The sequence below is a fragment of the Actinacidiphila sp. bgisy160 genome (genome assembly GCF_965342435.1).
Taxonomy (GTDB): Bacteria; Actinomycetota; Actinomycetes; order Streptomycetales; family Streptomycetaceae; genus Actinacidiphila.
Genome location: NZ_CBDRCM010000001.1, coordinates 506,487 through 528,678, shown reverse-complemented (window position 1 = coordinate 528,678; position 22,192 = coordinate 506,487). Strand labels below are relative to the sequence as shown.

16 protein-coding genes and 4 tRNA genes are annotated in these 22,192 nt (G+C 71.8%); 11 read left to right on the top strand and 9 right to left on the bottom strand.

The window, feature by feature from the left end; translation table 11 throughout:
* Positions 1–49 precede the first annotated feature (49 nt).
* Positions 50–2,131, bottom strand: coding sequence for a DEAD/DEAH box helicase (locus tag ACRWNP_RS02535; RefSeq protein ID WP_431959187.1), 2,082 nt, complete (start codon positions 2,129–2,131; stop codon positions 50–52).
* A gap of 208 nt (positions 2,132–2,339) precedes the next feature.
* Positions 2,340–2,828 (bottom strand): hypothetical protein, encoded by a 489-nt coding sequence (locus ACRWNP_RS02530; protein WP_431959186.1) that lies wholly within the window; start codon positions 2,826–2,828, stop codon positions 2,340–2,342.
* A gap of 257 nt (positions 2,829–3,085) precedes the next feature.
* Here ACRWNP_RS02530 and ACRWNP_RS02525 point away from each other — a divergent pair, with 257 nt between their 5' ends.
* The 9 genes from ACRWNP_RS02525 to ACRWNP_RS02485 all read left to right on the top strand — a co-directional run bounded on the left by ACRWNP_RS02525 (position 3,086) and on the right by ACRWNP_RS02485 (position 12,224).
* Positions 3,086–3,436, top strand: a complete 351-nt coding sequence (locus ACRWNP_RS02525) for a metallopeptidase family protein (RefSeq protein ID WP_431959185.1) — start codon at positions 3,086–3,088, stop codon at positions 3,434–3,436.
* An 82-nt stretch (positions 3,437–3,518) separates the two neighbouring features.
* Positions 3,519–5,078, top strand: a complete 1,560-nt coding sequence (locus ACRWNP_RS02520; RefSeq protein WP_431959184.1) for a metallophosphoesterase — start codon at positions 3,519–3,521, stop codon at positions 5,076–5,078.
* Positions 5,079–5,159: 81 nt separating this feature from the next.
* Positions 5,160–5,232: transfer RNA gene (locus ACRWNP_RS02515), tRNA-Glu, on the top strand.
* Between the two features lie 318 nt (positions 5,233–5,550).
* Positions 5,551–5,625: transfer RNA gene (locus ACRWNP_RS02510), tRNA-Asp, on the top strand.
* A gap of 4 nt (positions 5,626–5,629) precedes the next feature.
* Positions 5,630–5,706, top strand: a tRNA-Phe gene (locus tag ACRWNP_RS02505).
* A 600-nt stretch (positions 5,707–6,306) separates the two neighbouring features.
* A complete protein-coding gene (locus ACRWNP_RS02500) occupies positions 6,307–6,792 on the top strand; it encodes a SigE family RNA polymerase sigma factor (RefSeq protein ID WP_431959183.1) in 486 nt (161 codons plus the stop codon).
* Positions 6,793–6,794: 2 nt separating this feature from the next.
* A complete protein-coding gene (locus ACRWNP_RS02495; protein ID WP_431959182.1) occupies positions 6,795–7,595 on the top strand; it encodes a hypothetical protein in 801 nt (266 codons plus the stop codon).
* Between the two features lie 537 nt (positions 7,596–8,132).
* Positions 8,133–12,077: an ATP-dependent RNA helicase HrpA gene (gene hrpA / locus ACRWNP_RS02490; protein WP_431959181.1), complete on the top strand. Its 3,945-nt coding sequence runs from the start codon at positions 8,133–8,135 to the stop codon at positions 12,075–12,077.
* Between the two features lie 72 nt (positions 12,078–12,149).
* Positions 12,150–12,224, top strand: a tRNA-Asp gene (locus ACRWNP_RS02485).
* 640 nt (positions 12,225–12,864) lie between these two features.
* On the opposite strand, the gene bldC is transcribed toward ACRWNP_RS02485, so the two are convergent.
* Positions 12,865–13,071: a developmental transcriptional regulator BldC gene (gene bldC / locus ACRWNP_RS02480; protein WP_003949541.1), complete on the bottom strand. Its 207-nt coding sequence runs from the start codon at positions 13,069–13,071 to the stop codon at positions 12,865–12,867.
* Between the two features lie 482 nt (positions 13,072–13,553).
* Positions 13,554–14,408: a hypothetical protein gene (locus ACRWNP_RS02475; RefSeq protein WP_431959179.1), complete on the bottom strand. Its 855-nt coding sequence runs from the start codon at positions 14,406–14,408 to the stop codon at positions 13,554–13,556.
* A 173-nt stretch (positions 14,409–14,581) separates the two neighbouring features.
* Here ACRWNP_RS02475 and ACRWNP_RS02470 point away from each other — a divergent pair, with 173 nt between their 5' ends.
* Positions 14,582–15,688: a Leu/Phe/Val dehydrogenase gene (locus ACRWNP_RS02470; protein WP_431959178.1), complete on the top strand. Its 1,107-nt coding sequence runs from the start codon at positions 14,582–14,584 to the stop codon at positions 15,686–15,688.
* A gap of 328 nt (positions 15,689–16,016) precedes the next feature.
* Positions 16,017–16,385 (top strand): DUF3073 domain-containing protein, encoded by a 369-nt coding sequence (locus ACRWNP_RS02465; protein ID WP_245938689.1) that lies wholly within the window; start codon positions 16,017–16,019, stop codon positions 16,383–16,385.
* Between the two features lie 98 nt (positions 16,386–16,483).
* Here the strand turns inward: ACRWNP_RS02465 and purM are convergent, their stop codons facing one another.
* The 5 genes from purM to ACRWNP_RS02440 all read right to left on the bottom strand — a co-directional run bounded on the left by purM (position 16,484) and on the right by ACRWNP_RS02440 (position 21,961).
* Positions 16,484–17,551 (bottom strand): phosphoribosylformylglycinamidine cyclo-ligase, encoded by a 1,068-nt coding sequence (purM, locus tag ACRWNP_RS02460; RefSeq protein WP_431959177.1) that lies wholly within the window; start codon positions 17,549–17,551, stop codon positions 16,484–16,486.
* 28 nt (positions 17,552–17,579) lie between these two features.
* The gene (purF, locus tag ACRWNP_RS02455; RefSeq protein WP_431959176.1) at positions 17,580–19,097 is read right to left on the bottom strand and encodes an amidophosphoribosyltransferase; all 1,518 of its coding nucleotides are present in this window, start codon (positions 19,095–19,097) and stop codon (positions 17,580–17,582) included.
* 106 nt (positions 19,098–19,203) lie between these two features.
* Positions 19,204–20,883, bottom strand: coding sequence for a PH domain-containing protein (locus tag ACRWNP_RS02450; RefSeq protein ID WP_431959175.1), 1,680 nt, complete (start codon positions 20,881–20,883; stop codon positions 19,204–19,206).
* A gap of 29 nt (positions 20,884–20,912) precedes the next feature.
* The gene (locus tag ACRWNP_RS02445) at positions 20,913–21,710 is read right to left on the bottom strand and encodes a sterol carrier family protein (protein ID WP_431959174.1); all 798 of its coding nucleotides are present in this window, start codon (positions 21,708–21,710) and stop codon (positions 20,913–20,915) included.
* Positions 21,711–21,757: 47 nt separating this feature from the next.
* Complete coding sequence (locus ACRWNP_RS02440; RefSeq protein ID WP_431959173.1) at positions 21,758–21,961, bottom strand: DUF4177 domain-containing protein; 204 nt, start codon at positions 21,959–21,961, stop codon at positions 21,758–21,760.
* Between the last annotated feature and the right edge of the window lie 231 nt (positions 21,962–22,192).

Here is a 22,192-nt window from a genome sequence, read left to right as displayed (position 1 = left end):
GGCAGCGAAGTGCTGCCGGGCTCTCGTTCGTTCAGCTGTTCAGCGGGCGTCAGCCGTTGCGCTTCCAGCGCGGCTTGTCCGTGCGGCGGTCGAAGCCGCCGGGGCGGTGGTGGTCGTCACGACGGCCGTACGGGCGGCGGTCGTTGGCGTCACGGTCGCGGTTGAACCCCGGGCGGTCGTCGCGGCGGTCCCGGTTGAAGGGGCGGTCGCCACCGAAGTGGCGGTCACGGGACTCGTGCGGGCGCGCCGGGCGCTCGTCACGCCGGTCGTACGAACGCGCCGGGCGCTCGTCACGGCGGTCGAAACCGCGGTCACGGTCACGGTCGCGGTTGAACGAGGGGCGGTCGTCACGACGGTCCCGGTTGTACGACGGGCGGTCGTCACGACGGTCCCGGTTGTACGACGGGCGGTCGTCACGACGGTCCCGGTTGAACGAGGGGCGGTCGTCACGGCGGTCCCGGTTGTACGACGGGCGGTCGTCACGGCGCTCGTATCCGCGGTCACCGCGATCACCCCGGTCACCCCGGTCACCGCGGTCCCGGTTGTACGACGGGCGGTCGTCACGGCGGCGCTCGTAGTTGCCCCGGTCGTCGCGGCGCTGGAACGTGCGCTGCTCCGGTGCGGACGCCTCCGCGGCCGGGGCGGGGACGGTCGCCGCGGCGGCGGCCTCGGCGGCCTCGGCCTGGGCGGCGGCCACGGCGGCCTCCGGGTCCTCGCCGCGCTCACGGGCGGCACGGGCGGTGAGGCGGTCGGCCTCCTCGCGCAGTTCGGCGGCCCGCCGCTGCGCGCGCTCCAGGGACTTGGTGAGGTCGGCGACCTCGCGCTCGGCCTGCTGGGCGGCGTTGCCCGCCGCGTCCGCCTGCACCTCCGTCAGCGACCGGGCTCCGGTGATCTTGGCGACGTCCTCGTCGAACGCCCCGGCCCCGCCGACGACGTGACGCGAGGCGTCGACGCCCGCGTCCTCCATCAGCCGGAAGATCTGCTTGCGCTGGTGCGGCAGGGCGAGCGAGACGACCGTGCCGGACTGGCCGGCGCGGGCGGTGCGGCCCGAGCGGTGCAGGTAGTCCTTGTGGTCGCCGGCCGGGTCCACGTTGAGGACGAGGTCGATGCCGTCCACGTGGATGCCGCGGGCCGCGACGTCGGTGGCGACGAGGACGTTGACGTAACCGTCCTTGAAGTCCGCCAGGGTGCGGGTGCGGGCGCCCTGGGTCATGCCGCCGTGCAGGGCGTCGGCCTTGACGCCCGCGTCACGCAGCTGCTCGGCGACCCGGTCGGCACCCATCTGGGTGCGGACGAAGATGATCGTGCGGCCCTTGCGGGCGGCGATGGCGGCGGTGACCGGGGCCTTGTCCTTCGGCTTCACGACCAGGACGTGGTGGGTCATCGTGGTGACCGCGCCCGCCGAGGGGTCGACCTCGTGCGTGATCGGGTCCTTCAGGTACCGCTTGACCAGGGTGTCGATCTCGTTCTCCAGCGTGGCGGAGAACAGCAGCCGCTGACCGCCGGCCGGGACCAGGTCGAGGATCTCGGTGACCTCGGGCAGGAAGCCCATGTCGGCCATCTGGTCGGCCTCGTCGAGGACGGCGATCTGCACCTGGTCCAGCGCGCAGGCGCCGCGCTCGATCAGGTCGCGCAGCCGGCCCGGGGTGGCGACGAGGATGTCGACACCGCGCTCCAGGGCGTAGATCTGGTTCTGCATGGAGGTGCCGCCGCAGACGACCTTCATCTTCAGGCCGAGCACGTCGCCGTACGGCTGCAGGGCGTCCGCGACCTGCATCGCCAGCTCGCGGGTCGGGGTGAGGATCACGCCCCGCGGGCGCTTGCGCTCGGTGCGGCCCTCGGCCAGGGAGGTGAGCAGCGGCAGACCGAAGGAGAGGGTCTTGCCGGAGCCGGTGCGGCCGCGGCCGAGGATGTCGCTGCCGGCCAGGGCGTCGGGGATCGTCGCCGCCTGGATCGGGAAGGGGGTGGTGACCCCGTTCTGCGCCAGCTTGCGGACGATCGCCTCGGGAAGGCCGAGGTCGCCGAAGGTCACGGTGGGGGTCTCGGGAGCGGTGTGCTCCTCGGTGACGGTCTCGTCGGTGCCGTCGGTGTCGATGGGCATGGCGGAACGGTCGGCAGTGTCAATAGACATGCTGAAGCTAAAACCTCTCGGAGATTTCGGCACGCGCCAGCTCCGGAGGTTGCTTACAACCGCCTCGATGCGGTCAGCCACAGGAGAAAAGGAACGCGCCAACGCGGCGCGTCTCGGTTCGGCGCCGGGCAGTGGGATCAAACGATCTACCAGCATACGCATACGAGACCGCTTTGGCCAATTCGGTCCTCTCGGTCCCCCGTGCCCCTCACGCGGCACCGTTCACCGAGGGCGCGCTGGACGGCGAGGGCTCGGGCGACTCCCCGCCCCCGGACGGCGACGGCGAACCGTCACCGGGCGAGGACGTCGTCGACGGCCGGTCGGACGGCGGCGCGGACTGCGAGGGCCGTCCCGAGGACGAAGGGCGCCCGGACGGCTTCTGGCTGTGGGAGCGGCCCGGGCCCTGCGTCGGCCCCGGGACCGACTCCTGCGCCGACGCCGAGGGCGAGCCGGCGCCGGGCGCGGGCGCCCCGGGCCGCCCCTCCACCCCGCCGGGGCCGCCGGGCATCACCATCCCGCCGTCCTCCCAGGTCCCCCCGGCGTCGCCGGCCTCCCCGGCGACGCCCGAGGACGCGCCCTTCGGCTGGGCGTCGCCGCCCGCGCCGCCCACGCTCATGCAGCCGGACGCGGAGCCCAGGGCGAGCACGGGCAGGAGCAGCACGGCCGCCGTACGCGCGCGGGCGGTGGCAGGGGTCACGGGGGCACCTCTGGTGGATCTGGCGGGACCGGTGGGTCCGGCGGGGGGCGTCGCGGGATCGGGCTCCGCGCTGCCCAACGGGCCCACGGCCCTCGGGGACACGCCCGTACGGGCGGGAGCGCGGCCGCGCGGCGGCCGGACCGCCCCCGGCGCGGGTCACCGAACGCCTCCCGCCCGGCGACCCCTTGGCCCGCGCCCGGCACCGGAATCCGCGTCGGACGCTGCCCGAACGGCCTTCCGTCCCGGACAATGGCGGTGTGCTGGAGATGTCACGCGAAGCGTTCGAGGAACTGGTCAGCGACGCGCTGGACCGGATCCCGCCCGAGCTGACCCGCGTCATGGACAACGTGGCGGTGTTCGTCGAGGACGAGCCCGACCCCGCCGATCCGGAGCTGCTGGGCCTGTACGAGGGGACGCCGCTGACCGAGCGCGGTGAGTGGTACGCGGGCGTCCTGCCGGACCGGATCACGATCTACCGCGGCCCGACCCTGCGGATGTGCGCCACGAAGGAGGAGATCGTGGACGAGGTCGCCACGACCGTCGTCCACGAGGTGGCGCACCACTTCGGCATCGAGGACGAGCGGCTGCACGAACTCGGCTGGGGCTGAGCCCCGATGACCCCCCGCGGGCGCGCGGGGGCACTCCGCCCTGCGGCGCATGGCCCGCGACGGCCCAGGGCATACGTCGGCAATGGTCCGCGTTCGATCTCGTGTGCCCCGTATCCGTGACCTTTGGCGCCGCCGCACCGCCGCACCGCCCGCCCCCTCGCTCCCCGTCTCCCCCGCCGGCCCGTACCTGGGCGCGCTCGGGCTGCTCGTGGTGACGCTGGTGGGCGGCTGGCTCGGCCTGGTGGTGCTGGGCGGCATCGAGGAACCGGTCGGCCCGATGAACACCCGGATGTCGCTGCACCCGTCCTGGACCGGGGACACCAAGGTCAACGTCTCCCCGCTGGGCTCCCTCCAACTGGACAGCCACGACGGCCCGTTGCGTCTGGTCGTGGACGTCGACACCCTCGACCCCGACCGGGCCCGGACCCTCGTGCGGCACCCGGAGCGGATCAGCGGACTGCAGAGCCAGGTCGCCGCCGACGTCCAGCACAGCACGGCCGAGCTCGCGCTGCGGTCCTCGGTGGCCGCGCTGACCGGCGCCACCGCCCTGGGCCTGGCCGTCTACCGCAGGCCCCGCCGCGCCCTCGCCGCGGGCGGGCTGTCCCTCGCGGTGCTGGTGGCCTGCGCGGGCACCGCGTACGGCACCTGGAACCCGCGCAGCGTCCTGGAGCCCAGGTTCTCCGGGCTGCTGAGCAGCGCCCCCTCGGTGGTCGGCAACGCGCGCAGCATCGTCAGCGACTTCGACATCTACCAGCAGGAACTCGCCCGCCTGGTGACCAACATGACCCGGCTGTACGACGCGACGTCCACGCTGCCCGCGTACCACCCGGATCCGACCACGCTGCGCGTGCTGCACGTCTCGGACATCCACCTCAACCCGGCGGCCTGGCAGATCATCGAGTCCGTGGTCGCCGAGTACAAGATCGACGTGATCGTCGACACCGGCGACCTGATGGACCACGGCACCACCGCGGAGAACGGCTTCACCTCCGCCATCCCCGACCTGGGCGCGCCCTACGTCTTCGTCCGCGGGAACCACGACTCCATGGACAGCCAGCGCGCCGTCGCGGGCCGGGCCAACGCCTACGTGGTCGACGACGGCCGGTCCGTGGTCGTCAGGGGGCTGCGCATCGCCGGCATCGGCGACCCGCAGTTCACCCCGGACCGCTCGGTCGAGGCGGCCGGCGACCCGTCGGAACGGCTGGCGGGGCGGAAGCTGGCCGAGGCCGTCCGGCGGCAGAACGCCACGGGCGCCAAGGTCGACATCGCCGTCGCCCACAACCCGATCGCCGCCGCCCAGACCGACGGTGTCGCCCCGCTGATCCTGGCCGGGCACACGCACACCCGGGACGTCAGCGTCCTGGGGGAGGGCAGCCGGCTGATGGTGCAGGGCACGACCGGCGGCGGCGGACTGCGCGCCGTCGAGGGCGACACCCCGCAGAAGGTGGAGGCCTCCGTCCTCTATCTGGACCAGGACACCCACGCGCTGCAGGCCTGGGACGAGATCACCCTCGGCGGGCTCGGGCTGTCCACCGCCGAGGTCTCCCGTCACCTCCCGGAGGAGGTGGAGCCGGGCCGCCCCGGGGCCTCCTCTCCCACCTCCTCGGGGACACCCTCCGCCACGGCGACGAGCAGCCCGTAAACCGTTTTGGCGATCCCCCCTCGCATCCCATATGCTGCTGACGCGTCCCGACGGCCGAAGATCCGCCCGGCGGGTCATTCAGCCCTCATCGTCTAGTGGCCCAGGACGCCGCCCTTTCAAGGCGGTAGCACGGGTTCGAATCCCGTTGGGGGCACATACGTCTGCGTCATCCCGCAGACCATGCGCGTTGGCAGTGCGGCCGGTCACCGGCGGCGCTGCCTTCTGTGTTTCCGGGCCCCGGCCGGTGCCCTCCCTGGCGCAGGCCCGCAGGTCACGCGTGCGTGGCAGCACCCCGGGTCTGATACGCTGGTCCAGCGAGATCGGCCCGCCAGCGCGTGTCCGACCGGTCACCGAGAATCACCGACCGGAAGCCCCGTACCCGGCGATCCGTCCCTCGCGCAGCGCGGCGGAATCCCGTTGGGAGCACGCACGAACGTGTGGGAGACTGTCTCTCGCACGGAGCGCAGAGCAAGGTCCTGTGGAGCAGTTTGGAGTGCTCGCCACCCTGTCAAGGTGGAGGCCGCGGGTTCAAATCCCGTCAGGACCGCGCTGGCTGGGTAGCTCAGTTGGTACGAGCGATCGCCTGAAAAGCGATAGGTCGCCGGTTCGACCCCGGCCCCAGCCACCAGCGCCCATCAGGGCAAGAGCCCCTCTCCACGATCTTTGGAGAGGGGCTCTTTCGTGCCCCTTACGCCAATGATCCGGATCGGGAACGGGGCTTGAATCCCGGCGGCTGTCTCCTGGCCGCCGGGCTCAAGTTCTCACCCGCCGCCGACGGCGGGGGTTTCGCGTTGGCGCAAGAGTCGCCCGTACGCAGCTTCCTCCCGAGACGCCGACCGTGCAACGCCTGCGATCGCTCCGGCCCCAGGACCCAGCCGGCTGATCGCACCACCTACGCAACGGAGACCGGGCAGTGCTCATCGCGACCGGACGACGTGACGCACCCGTGGTCCTGGGCGCAGCCGTCACCACATCCACAGACACGCGAACCGAGAGCGGGAATCCCTTGTCTCAGCCGGCGGGAGGTACCTGAGACGCTTCGAGCCCGTGTCGAGGGCGCGCACGGAAGAGTTCCGCACCGGCCATGTCGCACACCGACACCGACACCGACACCCACCCGACCCCGACAGTGCCGTCAGGTTCTTTCCGGCGACCGCAACCCGGTGACCGCCCCACCGCACTGGAGTGGTGTGACGGTCCGCGCCGCGCGGACCGGGAAAGGGGCGGAATGGTGACCGGCGACGACGCGCTGCGCGCCTTCGTCGAGGGCCGGCGTACGGCGCTCTTCCGCAGCGCCTATCTGCTCTGCGGCAACCGCGACGAGGCCGAGGATCTGGTCCAGACGACCCTGGTGAAGGTGGTGCTCGGCGGCAGGCGCCTGGGCCGCCTCGACAGCATCGAGGCATACGCGCGCAAAACCCTGCTCAACACCTTCATCGCCGCCCGGCGCCGCTTCTGGCGGCGCGAGCACGTATACGGCGAACTGCCTGAGTCGGCCTCACCGCCGGCCGACTCGGACACCGGGCTGATGGTCCGGGCGGCCCTCGCCCGCCTCACCCCCAAACAGCGCGCCGTGCTGGTGCTGCGCTACTGGGAGGACCTGAGCGTCGAGGCCACGGCGGAGTTGCTCGGTATGCGCGTGAACACGGTCAAGAGCCATACGGCTCGGGGGTTGGCGGCGCTGCGCGCCGAGATGCAGGAGGAGCTGGTATGAGCATGGACACCACAGAAGTGCGGACGCTGCTGGGACGCGCCGTGGAAGAGGCGGGGCAGCCCTCCTTCAGCACGGACGCTGTATACGCGAAGGCATCGCGCATCCGGTGGCGGCGACGGGCCGTGGTGAGCGGTGCGGCACTCGCCGTCGTCGCGGCGGGAGCGGTGGTCGTTCCGGGAATGGCGGGGGGGCGGGAATCCGGCGGGACGTCGGTGGCCGCTCCGGTCGAGCTGACGGGCGGCAGCGGCCAGGCAAAGAAGCTGGCAAAGCTGCTGCCTCCGGCAGTGGGAGAGATCGAGCAGGTCTCCTGGGCGGTGCTGGTCAAGCAGGCGGACGCCAAGCACGCCGAGGAGCCGCATGTGGGGCCGCTGGACGGCCAGTACGCGGTTCGCCGTGACGGAGGCGTCGGCTACCTGCACATCAGGATCATGACCGGCGAGTACATCGACGCCAAGACCGGCGGCAAGGGAATGCCCGACGACCTCTGCCAACCGGACAGCGGCCACAGCGACTGCGTGCGCGAGCAGCTGCCGGACGGGCGCGTGCTCACCATCTGGCAGGAAGGCGCCACGGCAGGCCCCGGCCTCGTCTCCCCGAGCATGAGCCCCATCGGGGCCTCCCAGACCTGGGGCCCGGAGCTCGTGGGCCGGCTGACGCTGCCGGACGGCCAGGTCCTGGCGGCAAGGGACAGCACCGGATTCGAGGGGAAGAACGAGCTGGGACCGCTGCTGAAGACGCCGCCGCTGAGTCGTGAGCAGCTGCGTGAGCTGATGCTGAGGCCGGAGCTGCTGCCGAGGAAGTAGCCTCCCGACCCGTTCCGCCACCGGCCACCGGCGCCCCTGACCAGGGCGTGAGCCCCTCTCCACGATCACTGGACCAGTGGCTCCTGGCGCTGGTACGACGCGGGCGGCTCCACCACCAGCGCGAGCACGGCCGGGCGACGGCGTCGTCGTCAAGCGGGCGACCTGCAATCCCCAGCGCCGGGCCCCTCCACGGGGGCCCGGCGCCTCGCGCTTTCCCTGGCCGCGGGCCGAGCCCCAACGACGACGCCTACGCCGTACCGCGTCGACGTGCGGAGGAGTCAGGACGGCCGCTCCAGGGGCCTGCCGATCCACCTCGAGGAGGAAACCGCACAGCCGGCTGCCGAGGAAGGACTCGCTCCGACCCGCCGAGGGCTCCGGAGCACCGTGTCGATGAAGGACATCCCCGCCGCCCGAAGGGAGGGGAGGGGCGAGTGATCGTGCTGGACATCTCCGTCCTGGTCGCCGCCCTGGTGGACCGGGGTGCCACCGGTAATCGGTTCGCCCTGCGCGCACGGCGGATGCGATGCTGGGACGCGTATGTCTACGCAGCCCCCCTCCCCCGTATTCGGTGAGCTCGCCGCACGATTGGCCGAGCTCACCCTGCGCGACGCGCAGCGCCTCGGCCGTCGCCTGGACGGTGCACGCCGCATCCGCAAGCCCGAGGCCCGCTCGGCCGTGCTCGCCGAGATCCGGGCGGAGATCGACAAGGCCGCGCTGAAGGTCGAGGCGCGGCGCACGGCCATACCCGCGATCAGTTACCCCGCGCAGCTGCCGGTCAGCCGGAAGAGGAACGAGATCCTCGAGGCGATCCGCGACCACCAGGTCGTGATCGTCGCGGGCGAGACCGGCTCCGGCAAGACGACGCAGATCCCCAAGATCTGCCTGGAGCTGGGCCGCGGCGTCCGCGGCCTGATCGGCCACACCCAGCCCCGCCGGATCGCCGCCCGCACGGTCGCCGAACGCGTGGCGGAGGAGCTGCGCACCCCGCTGGGCGGCGCGGTCGGCTGGAAGGTCCGGTTCACCGACCAGGTCGGCGACGGCACGCTGGTCAAGCTGATGACGGACGGCATCATGCTGGCCGAGATCCAGACCGACCGGGAGCTGCGCCAGTACGACACGATCATCATCGACGAGGCCCACGAACGCAGCCTCAACATCGACTTCATCCTGGGCTACCTCGCCCAGCTGCTCCCCCGCCGCCCCGACCTCAAGGTCGTGATCACCTCCGCGACGATCGACCCGGAGCGCTTCTCCCGGCACTTCGGCGACGCCCCGATCGTCGAGGTCAGCGGGCGTACGTATCCGGTGGAGGTGCGCTACCGCCCGCTGCTCGCCGAAGATGCCGATGACGACGACCGCGACCAGATCACCGCGATCTGCGACGCGGTCGACGAGCTCCAGGCCGAGGGCCCGGGCGACATCCTGGTCTTCCTCTCCGGCGAGCGGGAGATCCGCGACACCGCCGACGCCCTGAACAAGAGACAGCTGCGCCTCACCGAGGTCCTGCCGCTGTACGCGCGGCTGTCCTCGGCCGAGCAGCACAAGGTGTTCCAGCGCGGCACGGGCCGCCGTATCGTGCTGGCCACCAACGTCGCGGAGACCTCGCTCACCGTCCCCGGCATCCGGTACGTGATCGACACGGGCTTCGCCCGCATCTCCCGCTACAGCCACCGCACCAAGGTGCAGCGGCTGCCCATCGAGCCGATCAGCCAGGCCAGCGCCAACCAGCGCAAGGGCCGCTGCGGCCGGGTTGCGGACGGCATCTGCATCCGGCTGTACTCCGAGGACGACTTCGAGTCCCGCCCGGAGTTCACCGACGCCGAGATCCTCCGCACGAACCTGGCCTCCGTCATCCTGCAGATGACCGCGGCCGGTCTCGGCGACATCTCCCGCTTCCCCTTCATCGACCCGCCGGACGCCCGCAACATCAAGGACGGTGTCCAGCTGCTGCAGGAGCTCGGCGCGCTCGACGGGCAGAAGCTCACGCAGACCGGCCGCAAGCTCTCCCAGCTGCCGGTGGACCCGCGACTGGCCCGCATGGTGCTGGAGGCGGAGCGCAACGGCGTGGTCCGCGAGGTCATGGTCATCGCGGCCGCCCTGTCGATCCAGGACCCGCGGGAACGCCCCCAGGACAAGCAGCAGCAGGCCGACGAGAAGCACCGCCGCTTCGCCGACGAGACCAGCGACTTCATGGCGCTGCTCAACCTGTGGCGGTACGTGCGCGAGCAGCAGAAGGCGCTGTCCTCCTCCGCCTTCCGCCGGATGTGCCGCACCGAGTACCTCAACTACCTCCGCATCCGCGAGTGGCAGGACATCTACAGCCAGCTGCGCACGGTCGCCAAGACGATGGGCATCCACCTCGCCGAGGGCGACCACGAGGTCAACCTCCAGCATGTGCACCAGTCCCTGCTGGCCGGTCTGCTGTCGCACGTCGGCCTGAAGGACACCGACAGCAAGAACGAGTACCTGGGCGCCCGCAACGCCAAGTTCGCGGTGTTCCCCGGCTCCTCGCTCTTCAAGAAGCCGCCGCGGTGGATCATGTCGGCCGAGCTGGTGGAGACCTCGCGGCTGTGGGCCCGGGTCAACGCCCGCATCGAGCCGGACTGGATCGAGCCGCTCGCCCAGCACCTGGTGAAACGGTCCTACAGCGAACCGCACTGGGAGAAGGACCAGGCCGCGGTCATGGCCTTCGAGAAAGTGACGCTGTACGGCGTGCCGATCGTGGCCGACCGCAAGGTCAACTACGGGAAGATCGACCCGGAGACCAGCCGCGAGCTGTTCATCCGCAACGCGCTCGTCGAGGGCGACTGGCGCACCCACCACCAGTTCTTCCTCGACAACCGCAAGCTGCTGGCCGAGGTGGAGGAGCTGGAGCACCGGGCGCGGCGCCGCGACATCCTCGTCGACGACGAGACGCTCTTCGACTTCTACGACCGCCTGGTCCCCGAACACGTCGTGTCGGGCGCGCACTTCGACTCGTGGTGGAAGCACAAGCGCCGCGAGGAGCCGGAGCTGCTCAATTTCGAGCACTCCATGCTCATCAACGAGAACGCCGAGGCCGTCACCAAGGACGACTACCCCGACTCGTGGCGGCAGGGGAAGCTCAAGTTCCGTGTGACGTACCAGTTCGAGCCGGGTACGGACGCGGACGGCGTGACCGTCCACATCCCGCTGCAGGTGCTCAACCAGGTCACGCCGGACGGCTTCGACTGGCAGATCCCGGGCCTGCGCGAGGAGGTCGTCACCGAGCTGATCCGCTCGCTGCCCAAGGCCATCCGCCGCCACTACGTGCCGGCGCCGAACTACGCGAAGGCCTTCCTCGACCGTGTCGTCCCCGTGCAGGACCCTCCCCTGACCTTCGGTATGGGGGACCCCATGCCCGAGACGCTGGCGAGGGAGCTGCAGCGGATGGTGGGCGTGCCCGTCACCGCCGAGGACTTCGACCTCGCCAAGGTCCCGGACCATCTGAAGATCACCTTCCGGGTGACCGACGAGCGCCGCCGCAAGCTGGCCGAGGACAAGGACCTGGAGGCGCTGAAGCTGCGGTTGCGGCCGAAGACCAAGGCCGCGATCAGCAAGGCCTTCGACGCCTCGGGCTCCATCGGCATCGAGCGGCGCACGGGGCTGAAGCAGTGGACGGTGGGCACCCTGCCGCGCACCTTCGAGACGCGGCGGTCCGGGCAGCCGGTCAAGGCGTACCCGGCGCTGGTCGACGAGGGCGAGAGCGTGGGCGTGCAGCTCTTCGACACCGAGGCCGAGCAGGCCGCGGCGATGTGGCGCGGCACACGCCGGCTGATCCTGCTGAACGTGCCGGCGAACCCGGCGAAGTTCGCCGCGGACCGGCTGTCCAACCAGGACAAGCTCGCCCTGTCGCGCAGCCCGCACGGCTCGGTGACCGCCCTGTTCGACGACTGCGTCACCGCGGCCGCCGACCGGCTCATGTCGGAGCACGGCGGCCCTGTCTGGGACGAGGAGTCCTTCCGGAAGCTGTACGACTCGGTGCGCGCCGACCTCGTCGAGCTGACGGTCAGGACGGTCGCCCAGGTGCGCCAGGTGCTGGCCGCCTGGCAGGCCTGTGAGCGCCGCGTGAAGGCCACCCAGAGCCTTGCCCTGGTGGCGAACCTCGCGGACGTCAAGGAGCAGCTGGGAGCCCTCGTGGGGCCCGGTTTCGTGACCGCCGCGGGGGTGCGCCGGCTGCCGGACCTGCTCCGCTACCTGGTGGCCGTCGACCGGCGGCTGCAGCAGATGCCCACGGGCGTCCAGCGCGACACCACGCGCATGGAGAAGGTGCGGGAGATCCAGACCGAGTACGCCGAGCTCCTGGCCGCCCAGCCGGCCGGACGCCCGGTCCCCGAACGGGTGCGCGACATCCGGTGGATGATCGAGGAACTGCGGGTCAGCTACTTCGCGCACGCCCTGGGGACGGCGTTCCCCGTCTCGGACAAACGCATCTTCAAGGCCCTCGACGAAGCCTGGGGCTGATCGGGTTCGCAATCACCCTCTGACCTGCTGTACAGTCTTCCTCGCGGCCAGGGAACGACGGCCGCGAAGCCTGGTCCTGTGGAGCAGTTTGGAGTGCTCGCCACCCTGTCAAGGTGGAGGCCGCGGGTTCAAATCCCGTCAGGACCGCAAGTGAAGCAAGGCCCGCGTCCAGCGAAGGACGCGGGCCTTTTTGTTGCGTGCGCGGCGGCCGGCGTGGCCGGGATGCGACGGCGGAGGGAGCCGGTCCCCTGGTTCCCGCCGTTCCCGCGTGGTACGCCTGGCACATGAGCGCGACGCCGAGGGACCCGGGCACTCCCCCGGGACGTGACGCGGGAACTGCCGCGCGCGCACCTGGCGGTCGCGGCGGGAGACGGACGGCGGGGGGCGGGGGCGGACGGCGGGGCCTCACCCGGCGCTGTCCGGTGTGCCACCGGCCTGATGCGGCTGACCCCGCGGCGCACGGCCGCCCCGCTACCCCACGAGACGGCGGAGGAACAAGACTCCGACATGTGACGGGAGTCACGCGAAAAGTTCGCTCTCTGGGGGAACTTGGGGCCTCCTGTGGGACCGTCAATTTAATATGTGCAATTGCACTCACGACAGAGGGCCCAGTCCTGGCCCAGCCCTCACAAGACGGACACATCACACGCACAAAAAAGATCGCACCGGAGCCGGCGGACTCCGGTGCGATCGACGTTCCTATGGGTGTCCCTGATGGGGGCAGGGACCCATCGGAGCGGACGTCATGGCGAGTTGGGGGCCTCGCGTGGACGCCCGTTTGATCAGGTCAGGCCTCGCTGCGCTGCTGCGGAATGCCCGCGAGCAGTGCACGGACCTCCGCCTCGCGGTAGCGGCGGTGCCCGCCGAGCGTGCGGATGGACGTGAGCTTGCCAGCCTTGGCCCAGCGCGTGACCGTCTTCGGGTCCACGCGGAACATCGTGGCGACCTCAGCGGGGGTCAGCAGCGGCTCGGCATCAGGGGTGCGAGCGGTCATGAGCGGCCTCCTCGAGAGAACCGAACCAACACGGTTCTTTCCTCTAAATTCTGCACCTTGACCCGCGTTGCCCGAAATGGCGGACGCGGGCCGAGTCGGTAATAGGACGAACGGCTTGTCCTTGGCACTACAACTACACCATCTGTCCAGCCGTGTCGGCCAAACCGATGGATTTGCCCTCTGAGGTGTCTAAGCTCGACGGAAGCCGATGGACCGGGCCATAACGGACAGTCACACCTGAGTGACGATCAGTCACAGCCAACCCACGAGCCACAGCCCCACCTCAAGGGCATGCAATCCCGGACATTCCACCCAGAGCGAGTGGAAAGAGGTCCTTCTGGACCCGATGTCCCATATTGTCATGGGGGGTGGGGATGAGGGCAAGACCCCTAAACGTGCTTTAGGTCACGCTTAGGCCAAAGGTACCGGTCAGCCGGACTCAGGACCAAAGTCCCTCCCCGGCGACCGCTCCCGACGGACCCTCAACTCGCGTACTGCAGCTCCCTGACGGCCCGCCACCGGTCGGTGAGCCGCTCGTACGCCTCGCCGGCCCGGGTGCCGTCCTCGTCCCGCAGCGCGGCCAGCGCCTCCGCCACGTCGGCGGCCGACCGGTCCTCCGCGAGGGAGTCGTGGGCGATGGCGTGGACGAGCCCGCCGTAGTCGAGTTCGACCAGGGAGCGCGGGTGGAACTCCTCGAGCCAACGCCCTACATCTACCAGGCCGTCGATCAGGGGTCCCTCTTCGAGTGAATCCTTGAGCACCCGCAGCGCCCGGGCCGTCCGCCGGCGGGCCTGCACCATGGGCGTCCGGTAACGCATCACCGGCTGCTTGGACTCGCCCGCGCCCGCTGGTTCGTACTCACGCTCGGAGTCGTCGAACAGCACGAACCAGCGCACCGGGACGTGCCACGTCGCCCCGCGGATCCACGGCCGGGCGTCGGCGTTCTCGGGCTTCTCCGCCCGCCACGCCGCGAAGTCCGCCTCCGCCTGCTCGCGCACGACCGGCGGCAGCACCGCGTCCACCACGGGGGCGGGGAACTCCTCGACCAGTTCGGACAGGGCCAGCCAGCCGCGCAACCGGGTACGCCAGGGGCAGACGTGCGTCACACCGTCCACGACGGCGACGAACGCGTCCCCGCTCTCGCGCACCGGGACGGCGACGGGCGGGACGGACAGCAGACCGGCCAGCGACTGGCGCAGCTCGTCCTGTGCGGTCCGCTGCGCACCCTGGGCGGCGTACCGGTACCAGTACCCCCGGTCGGGCTCCGGAAAGGCCGCCAGCGGCTCGTACACCCGCAGATAGGCCGCGTACGGGACCAGCACCGATGACAAGCCCACACCCGCTCCCTCGTGACGGCTTCCGCCCTGGCATCGTCCCACGTCGCTTCCAGCACGGGGAGTGATCCACGACACTGGGAAGATGTTCACGGCCGGGTGGTTCTAGTCTTCTGCCAACCGGCCCTCCCCCACCCACCCGGAGGGCGACCTCTGGACATTCGGGAGTCACCACAGTGACCGACGTACGTCAGACACCAGGCATCGTCTCCACGCTGTTCCGATCGGAGCAGGGTGGTCACGAGCAGGTCGTCTTGTGCCAGGACCGCGCCAGTGGCCTCAAGGCCGTCATCGCGATCCACTCCACCGCCCTGGGCCCGGCCCTCGGCGGCACCCGCTTCCACGCGTACTCCTCCGACGAGGCGGCGGTCGAGGACGCGCTCAACCTCGCCCGCGGGATGTCGTACAAGAACGCGCTCGCCGGGCTCGACCTCGGCGGCGGCAAGGCCGTCATCATCGGCGACCCGGACATGGACAAGTCCGAGGAGCTGCTGCTCGCCTACGGGCGCTTCGTGGCCTCGCTCGGCGGCCGCTACGTCACGGCCTGCGACGTCGGCACCTATGTGGCCGACATGGACGTGGTCTCCCGCACCGCCCCGCGGTGGACCACCGGCCGCTCGCCCGAGAACGGCGGCGCCGGCGACTCCTCCGTGCTGACCGCCTGGGGCGTCTTCCAGGGCATGCGCGCCTCCGCCCAGGCCAAGTGGGGCGACCCCACGCTGCGCGGCCGCAGGGTCGGCGTGGCCGGTGTCGGCAAGGTCGGCCACCACCTGGTCGAGCACCTGCTCAAGGACGGCGCCGAGGTCGTGATCACCGATGTCCGCGGTGAGGCCGTCGACCGGATCATCGCCCGTCATCCGCAGGTGACCGCGGTCTCCGACGCTGACGTCCTGGTCCGTACCCCGCTGGACGTGTACGCACCCTGCGCGCTCGGCGGCGCCCTGAACGACGACTCGGTGCCGGCCCTCACCGCCTCGATCGTGTGCGGCGCGGCCAACAACCAACTGGCGCACCCGGGCGTCGAGAAGGACCTGGCCGACCGCGGCATCCTTTACGCGCCCGACTACGTCGTGAACGCGGGCGGCGTCATCCAGGTCGCGGACGAGCTGCACGGCTTCGACTTCGAACGGGCCCGCGCCAAGGCGACGAAGATCTTCGACACCACGCTCGCGATCTTCGAGCGCGCCGCCGCCGACGGTATCCCGCCGGCCGCCGCCGCCGACCGACTGGCCGAGCAGCGCATGGCCGAGCGCACCCCGGCGGAGAGCTGGCTGCGCCCGTGACCCGCGGGGCCGCGGCCGGGCCGCGGTCCCACCGGCACGCCCCTGTCCGCACGCGGGCGGGGGCGTGTCTTCCGTCACAAAGCGGACACCCACGGGGTGCCGCCGACGTACGGTGTGCGCGCGTCCTCGCGAGTCGGGGCGGCCCCCGGCGGGCCTCCGCGACGAGGACGGCGGGCCGGACATCCGACCGTTACCACGCCCCGGCAGCCAGACGGTGGCGGAAGAAGGTAAAATCGCGACTGACCAGCCAGGACGGGGCCATCGCGGGCCCCTGCTCCGACGCGCGTCGTGCGGGCGACGTACCGTGCGGCCTCGGAAGCAGGTACCGTTGAAGTCCTACGGACCGGGACTCTCATCCGAGGGCCCGTTCCACATCGTGAACGCGTGTCAAGACTCGGGGCCGTCGAGCCCCACCGTTGAGGGGGTCGAGCCAATGGGGCGCGGCCGGGCCAAGGCCAAGCAGACGAAGGTCGCCCGCCAGCTGAAGTACAACAGCGGCGGTACGGACCTGTCACGTCTGGCCGAAGAGCTGGGCGCATCGTCGACACTGCCGGTCAATCCGGAGGTACAGGAAGACGACGATGACGACGAGCTGGAAGACGACCCGTACGCACGGTACGCGGATCTCTACGGCGACGACGAGGACGACGACGAGGACGACGAGTCCCAGTCCTCATCACAACGCCGTCGCGCTTGACGCAACACATTCCGTTCCAGCTTGACCACTGACCCGGTCCGGGCATCGTCCGGACCGGGCTTTGTGCTGCCCGGCGGCTTCGTGCTGCCCCCCACCGGTCAGCCCGCGTAGTCCCCGGTCAGCCCGACGGCCTCGGCGTGCTCGCCGCGCTCCACGACCTCGCCGGCCACCCAGGCGTCCAGGCCCCGGTCGGCCAGCGTGGTCAGGGCCACGTCCACCGATTCCTGGGGCACGACGGCGACCATGCCGACGCCCATGTTCAGGGTCTTCTCCAGCTCCAGCCGCTGCACGCCGCCGAGCTCGCCGACGGTGGCGAACACCGCGCCCGGCGTCCACGTCGAGCGGTCCACCGTGGCGTGCAGGTGGTCCGGGACGACCCGGGCCAGGTTGTTGGCCAGGCCGCCGCCGGTGACGTGCGAGAAGCCGTGCACCTCGGTCGTACGGGTCAGCGCCAGGCAGTCCAGCGAGTAGATCCGGGTGGGCTCCAGCAGCTCCTCACCAAGGGTGCGGCCGAACTCCGGGACCTCCCGGTCCAGCGCCCAGCCGGCCCGCTCGAACAGCACGTGCCGGACGAGCGAGTACCCGTTGGAGTGAAGACCCGAGGACGCCATGGCGATCACGACGTCACCCTTACGGATGCGATCCGCGCCCAGCAGCCGGTCGGCCTCGACCACGCCCGTACCGGCGCCGGCGACGTCGAACTCGTCCTCGCCCAGCAGGCCCGGGTGCTCCGCCGTCTCGCCGCCGACCAGGGCGCAGCCGGCGAGCACACAGCCCTCGGCGATCCCCTTGACGATGGCGGCCACCCGGTCCGGGAAGACCTTGCCGACGCAGATGTAGTCGGTCATGAAGAGCGGCTCGGCGCCGCAGACGACCAGGTCGTCGACGACCATGCCGACCAGGTCGTGGCCGATGGTGTCGTAGACGCCCATGCGGCGGGCGATGTCCACCTTGGTGCCCACGCCGTCGGTGGCGGAGGCCAGCAGGGGCCGCTCGTAGCGCTTGAGCGCGGAGGCGTCGAAGAGCCCGGCGAAGCCGCCGAGACCGCCCACGACCTCCGGGCGGGTGGCCTTCTTCACCCATTCCTTCATCAGCTCGACCGCGCGGTCGCCCGCTTCGATGTCGACTCCCGCCGCGGCGTAGCTGGCACCGGTGTTCTCGGACATGGCTGTGTTGTGTCCTTGCGTCGAATGCTTACGGGCGACGGAGCGCGTCGGCCGCGTCGGGGCCGCCGGCCAGCTCGGTCTCCAGCAGCTGCTTGCCCAGCAACTCCGGGTCCGGCAGCGCCATCGGGTACTCGCCGTCGAAGCAGGCCCGGCAGAGGTTCGGCTTGGCGATCGTGGTCGCCTCGACCATCGCGTCGATGGAGATGTACGCGAGCGAGTCCGCGCCCAGCGACTTGCCGATCTCCTCGACGGTCATGCCGTTGGCGATCAGCTCGGCGCGGGTGGCGAAGTCGATGCCGAAGAAGCACGGCCACTTCACCGGCGGCGAGGAGATCCGGATGTGGACCTCGGCCGCGCCCGCCTCGCGGAGCATCCGGACCAGCGCGCGCTGGGTGTTGCCGCGGACGATCGAGTCGTCCACGACCACCAGGCGCTTGCCCTGGATGACCTCCTTGAGGGGGTTGAGCTTCAGGCGGATGCCGAGCTGCCGGATGGTCTGCGAGGGCTGGATGAAGGTCCGGCCCACGTACGAGTTCTTCACCAGGCCCGAGCCGTACGGGATGCCGCTCGCCTCGGCGTAGCCGACCGCGGCCGGGGTGCCGGACTCCGGGGTCGGTATCACCAGATCGGCCTCGACCGGGGCCTCCTTGGCCAGCCGTCGGCCCATCTCGACCCGCGAGAGGTAGACGTTGCGGCCCGCGATGTCGGTGTCGGGGCGGGCGAGGTAGACGTACTCGAAGACGCAGCCCTTGGGCTTGGCCTCGGCGAAGCGGGAGGCGCGCAGCCCGTTCTCGTCGATGGCGATCATCTCGCCGGGCTCGATCTCGCGGACGAAGCTGGCGCCGACGATGTCGAGGGCGGCGGTCTCGGAGGCCACCACCCAGCCGCGCTCGGTGCGGCCGAGGACCAGCGGGCGGATGCCCTGGGGGTCGCGGGCCGCATAGAGCGTGTGCTCGTCCATGAAGACCAGGCTGAAGGCGCCCTGGACCTGGGGCAGCACCTGGCGAGCGGCCGCCTCGACGGAGAGCGGCTTGCCGTCCTCGTCCGCCTGGCCGGCCAACAGCGCCGTCACCAGGTCGGTGTCGTTGGTCGCGGCGACCTTGGTGGCCCGGCCGTTGCCCTGGGGCAGGGCGGCGACCATCTCGGCCAGTTCGGCGGTGTTGACCAGGTTGCCGTTGTGGCCGAGCGCGATGGAGCCGCTGGCCGTGGCGCGGAAGGTGGGCTGGGCGTTCTCCCAGACCGAGGCGCCGGTGGTCGAGTAACGGGCATGCCCGACCGCGATGTGGCCCTGGAGGGAGCCGAGGGAGGTCTCGTCGAAGACCTGGGACACCAGGCCCATGTCCTTGAAGACCAGGATCTGGGAGCCGTTGCTCACTGCGATGCCCGCGGACTCCTGTCCGCGGTGCTGCAGGGCGTACAGCCCGAAATAGGTGAGTTTGGCGACCTCTTCGCCGGGGGCCCAGACACCGAAGACGCCGCAAGCGTCCTGGGGGCCCTTCTCGCCGGGGAGCAGGTCGTGGTTGAGTCGTCCGTCACCACGTGGCACGGCACCGAGTCTAGGGCAGGTTCCGCCGTCGTCCGAACGAGGGAACCCGACAAAAGCGCGTTCTATGCGCGTAAACCCATGGGGCACTTGGCCGTGTGACCTTGGTCTAGGGACGCAGTCCGGGGTCGCGGACCATGGCCGTCAGCTCGGCCGCGGCGCGTGTCGCGGGGCCCGGGCGGCGCCGCCTCCGCTCCCACCACGGGAGGGCGACGGCCCCCAGCGAGAGGTCCTCGAGGCCCCTCACGCGGCGCACGAACAGCCGGCCGTCCGGGGTGCGGACGACCCGGGTCACGTCGGCCCACGGGACGTGCCGGGTACGCAGGTACCGGCGGACCGCGAGGCCGTCGGGACCGGCGGTGATCCGCCAGGTGATCATGGACACCGCCTTCTCGACGAGCCACAGGCTGCCCAGGACCGACAGCGCCGAGCGCCACCAGTCCTCGCCGGAGAACGCCGAGGCCGCGTTGGAGCCCACCTGGAAGACGAGAACGCCCAGCAGGAGCAGCGCGCCCAGGGTGCGGCCGGCCGCACCGCCGTGCCAGCCGACGGGGGCGGTGGCGGGCTTCATGGCGGCCGCCGCCTCGGCGACCCGTGCCTCCGCCTCCCGGCGGTGCTCTCCGGGCCCCTGCGGTTCGTCGTCGGGGGCCGGCTCCGTCCACCGCCGCGCGGGTGAGTCCGTCGTGGCGAACAGCACGTCACCTGAGGCCGTGGTGCCCACCAGCACCAGTTCCGCCCCCTCGGCCGGCAGGCCGAAGAGCACGCACTCGCCGCGGGCCCACGCGCCGGGCCCGGCCGCGCGGTACGTCAGGACCGGCGGACCCGCGGCGCCGTCCACCGGGCGGATCACGGTGCGACCGTCCTCGCGGCCGCACAGCACCCGGAGCGCGGGTGCGGGCCGACGGCGCAGCGACCGGACCCGGAACGCGGCGACCGCCCCCGACAGCAGCAGCGTGGCACCGGCGCCGCCCGCCGTGAGCGTCAGCAACTGCAGCCCCGTGCGGTCCTCGTAGGGCTCCGCGGCGAAGCGCCGCCATTCCCCGTCGACGAGCACGGGCAGCCCGGAGCCTCGCTCGTGGTCCTCCGGCCACATCACCGCGACGCGGTGCCGGCTGCCGTCGCCGAAGCGGGCGACGACGTGGTCCTCGGCGCCGTTGGCGACGACGACCGCCTCCACGCGGGCGGCCGCGGCCGCGTGGAGGCGGTCCGCCCGGTCACCGGACACCGCGATGCCCGCGGTCACCACCGCGACCACCAGGCCCGCCAGGCCTGCGGCGATCCGGACCACGCCCCGCCGCACCGGCGCGACCCGCTCCGGTACCGGGAGCAGCACGCCTCCCGCGGCCTCCAGGGCCAGCGCGCGCTGCCGGCGGCGCACCCGCAGCCGTACGAAGGCCGCGGCCCAGCCCCAGCAGAGCGCGGCCACCACCAGCGCGTCCGCGGCCCGTCCGGCTCCGCCGTCGGCCCGGAAGGCGGGATCGGTCAGCCAGAACAGCAGCAGTGGAGCGGACAGCAGCGCCGCCTCGGGCAGCAGGAACAGCCATGCCACGTGGACGAAGAAGCCGATCGCGCCGATCGCGTACAGCCACATCGGTCCGCAGGGCGCCGCCACCGTGCACACCGGGTCCCACCCGACGGGGACGACCGCCGCGAGCACCGCCACCACCAGCGTCGCGGCGGCCCAGACCGGCCGTGCCCACCCGGGCGGGCGCGCGGCGGCCCAGCGCCGGGCGTCGGCGGCGAGCCATGGGCGGGCCGGCATGCCGGCCGGTGCGGTCGTCGAGGTCACCGGCGCATTATGGGGGTGCCGGGTCCGCCTCAGCCCAGCAGGGGCAGGTACGGGGCCAGGTCGGCGCGCTCGCCGCTCGCCGAGATCGCGGCGGAGGCGAGGGCGTCTTCCCAGGACGTACGGCCGGTGGCGAGGCGGATCCAGGTCAGCGGGTCCGTCTCGACGACGTTGGGCGGGGTGCCGCGGGTATGGCGTGGGCCGGGCACGCACTGAACGGCCGCGTACGGCGGGACACGGACCTCGACGGAGTTGCCGGGCACGGCGACGGCCAGGGTGTCCGCGAGGAGCCGTACGACGGCGGCGACGGCCTGCCGCTCCAGGGGGACCGGCACGCCGGTGGCCCTGGTGAGGTCGTCGCTGTGGACCACCAGCTCGACGAGCCGGGTCACCAGGAAGTCCGCGGACCGCATCGCGCCGAGCGTGATCGCCACCAGGCGCTCGGGCGCCACCGCCTCGTCCAGCACCGAGGCGAGCCCGTGGGCGGCCTCCTCGAGGCGGCCGGCGGCGTCGGTGGTTGCCGCCGCGGCCTCGCGGGTGTCGGCGTCCAGCGGGCCGGCGATGCGCGCCGTGGAGCGCGCCCACGTGGTGAGGTCGAGGTCCGCCCTGGCCGGGGCGGGCGCGTTCACCACCCGCGCGACGGCCTCCAACTGCCGGGCGATGTGCACCACCAGCGTGTGCACGTCCCACCCCGGCAGCCCGGAGGGCGCCATCTGCTGACTTTCCGTCAGGCCATGGGCCGCCCCCAGGACATGCCCCAACTGCGCGGTGAGCGCGGCGCGGGTCCTGGCGGGGTCGTAGGTGCGGGCCTTGCGGGCGGTGGGCGGCATGTCCGCAGCCTACGCGCCGGGCCCGGCCCGCACCCCGACCCCGGCGGTCAGGCCTGGCGGGCCCGCTCGAAGGTGAGCAGCAGCCCCTCCACCGCGCCCGGGCCGATGCGGCCCTTGACGTCGGCCGAGGTGATCGCCTTGAGCTGCCAGCCGTCCTCGGCCTGCTTGTTGAGCGCCTTCTCCAGCTTGTCGTTGTCGATGGCGTCGCCGATCAGCGATTCGCGGAAGCTGACGACCTTGTACTCGTACATTGACACCCCTTGTCGTACCGGTGGTTGCGGGACGCACAGTAGTACCGCCGGTCGCGGGCTGTGCGGGGCGGACCGGTCCGGCCGCCCGGTCGACGAGGGAACCGCCCCCGGAGTCGGCGGACAGCGGCACCGGTTCGGCGCCCCACACGGCGGCCTGGGGTATGGGGCCGTCCGCCACGGCGCCGTCACGGCCCCCCGGCGAAGCGCCCCCGCGCCTGGCGGCACGGGGGC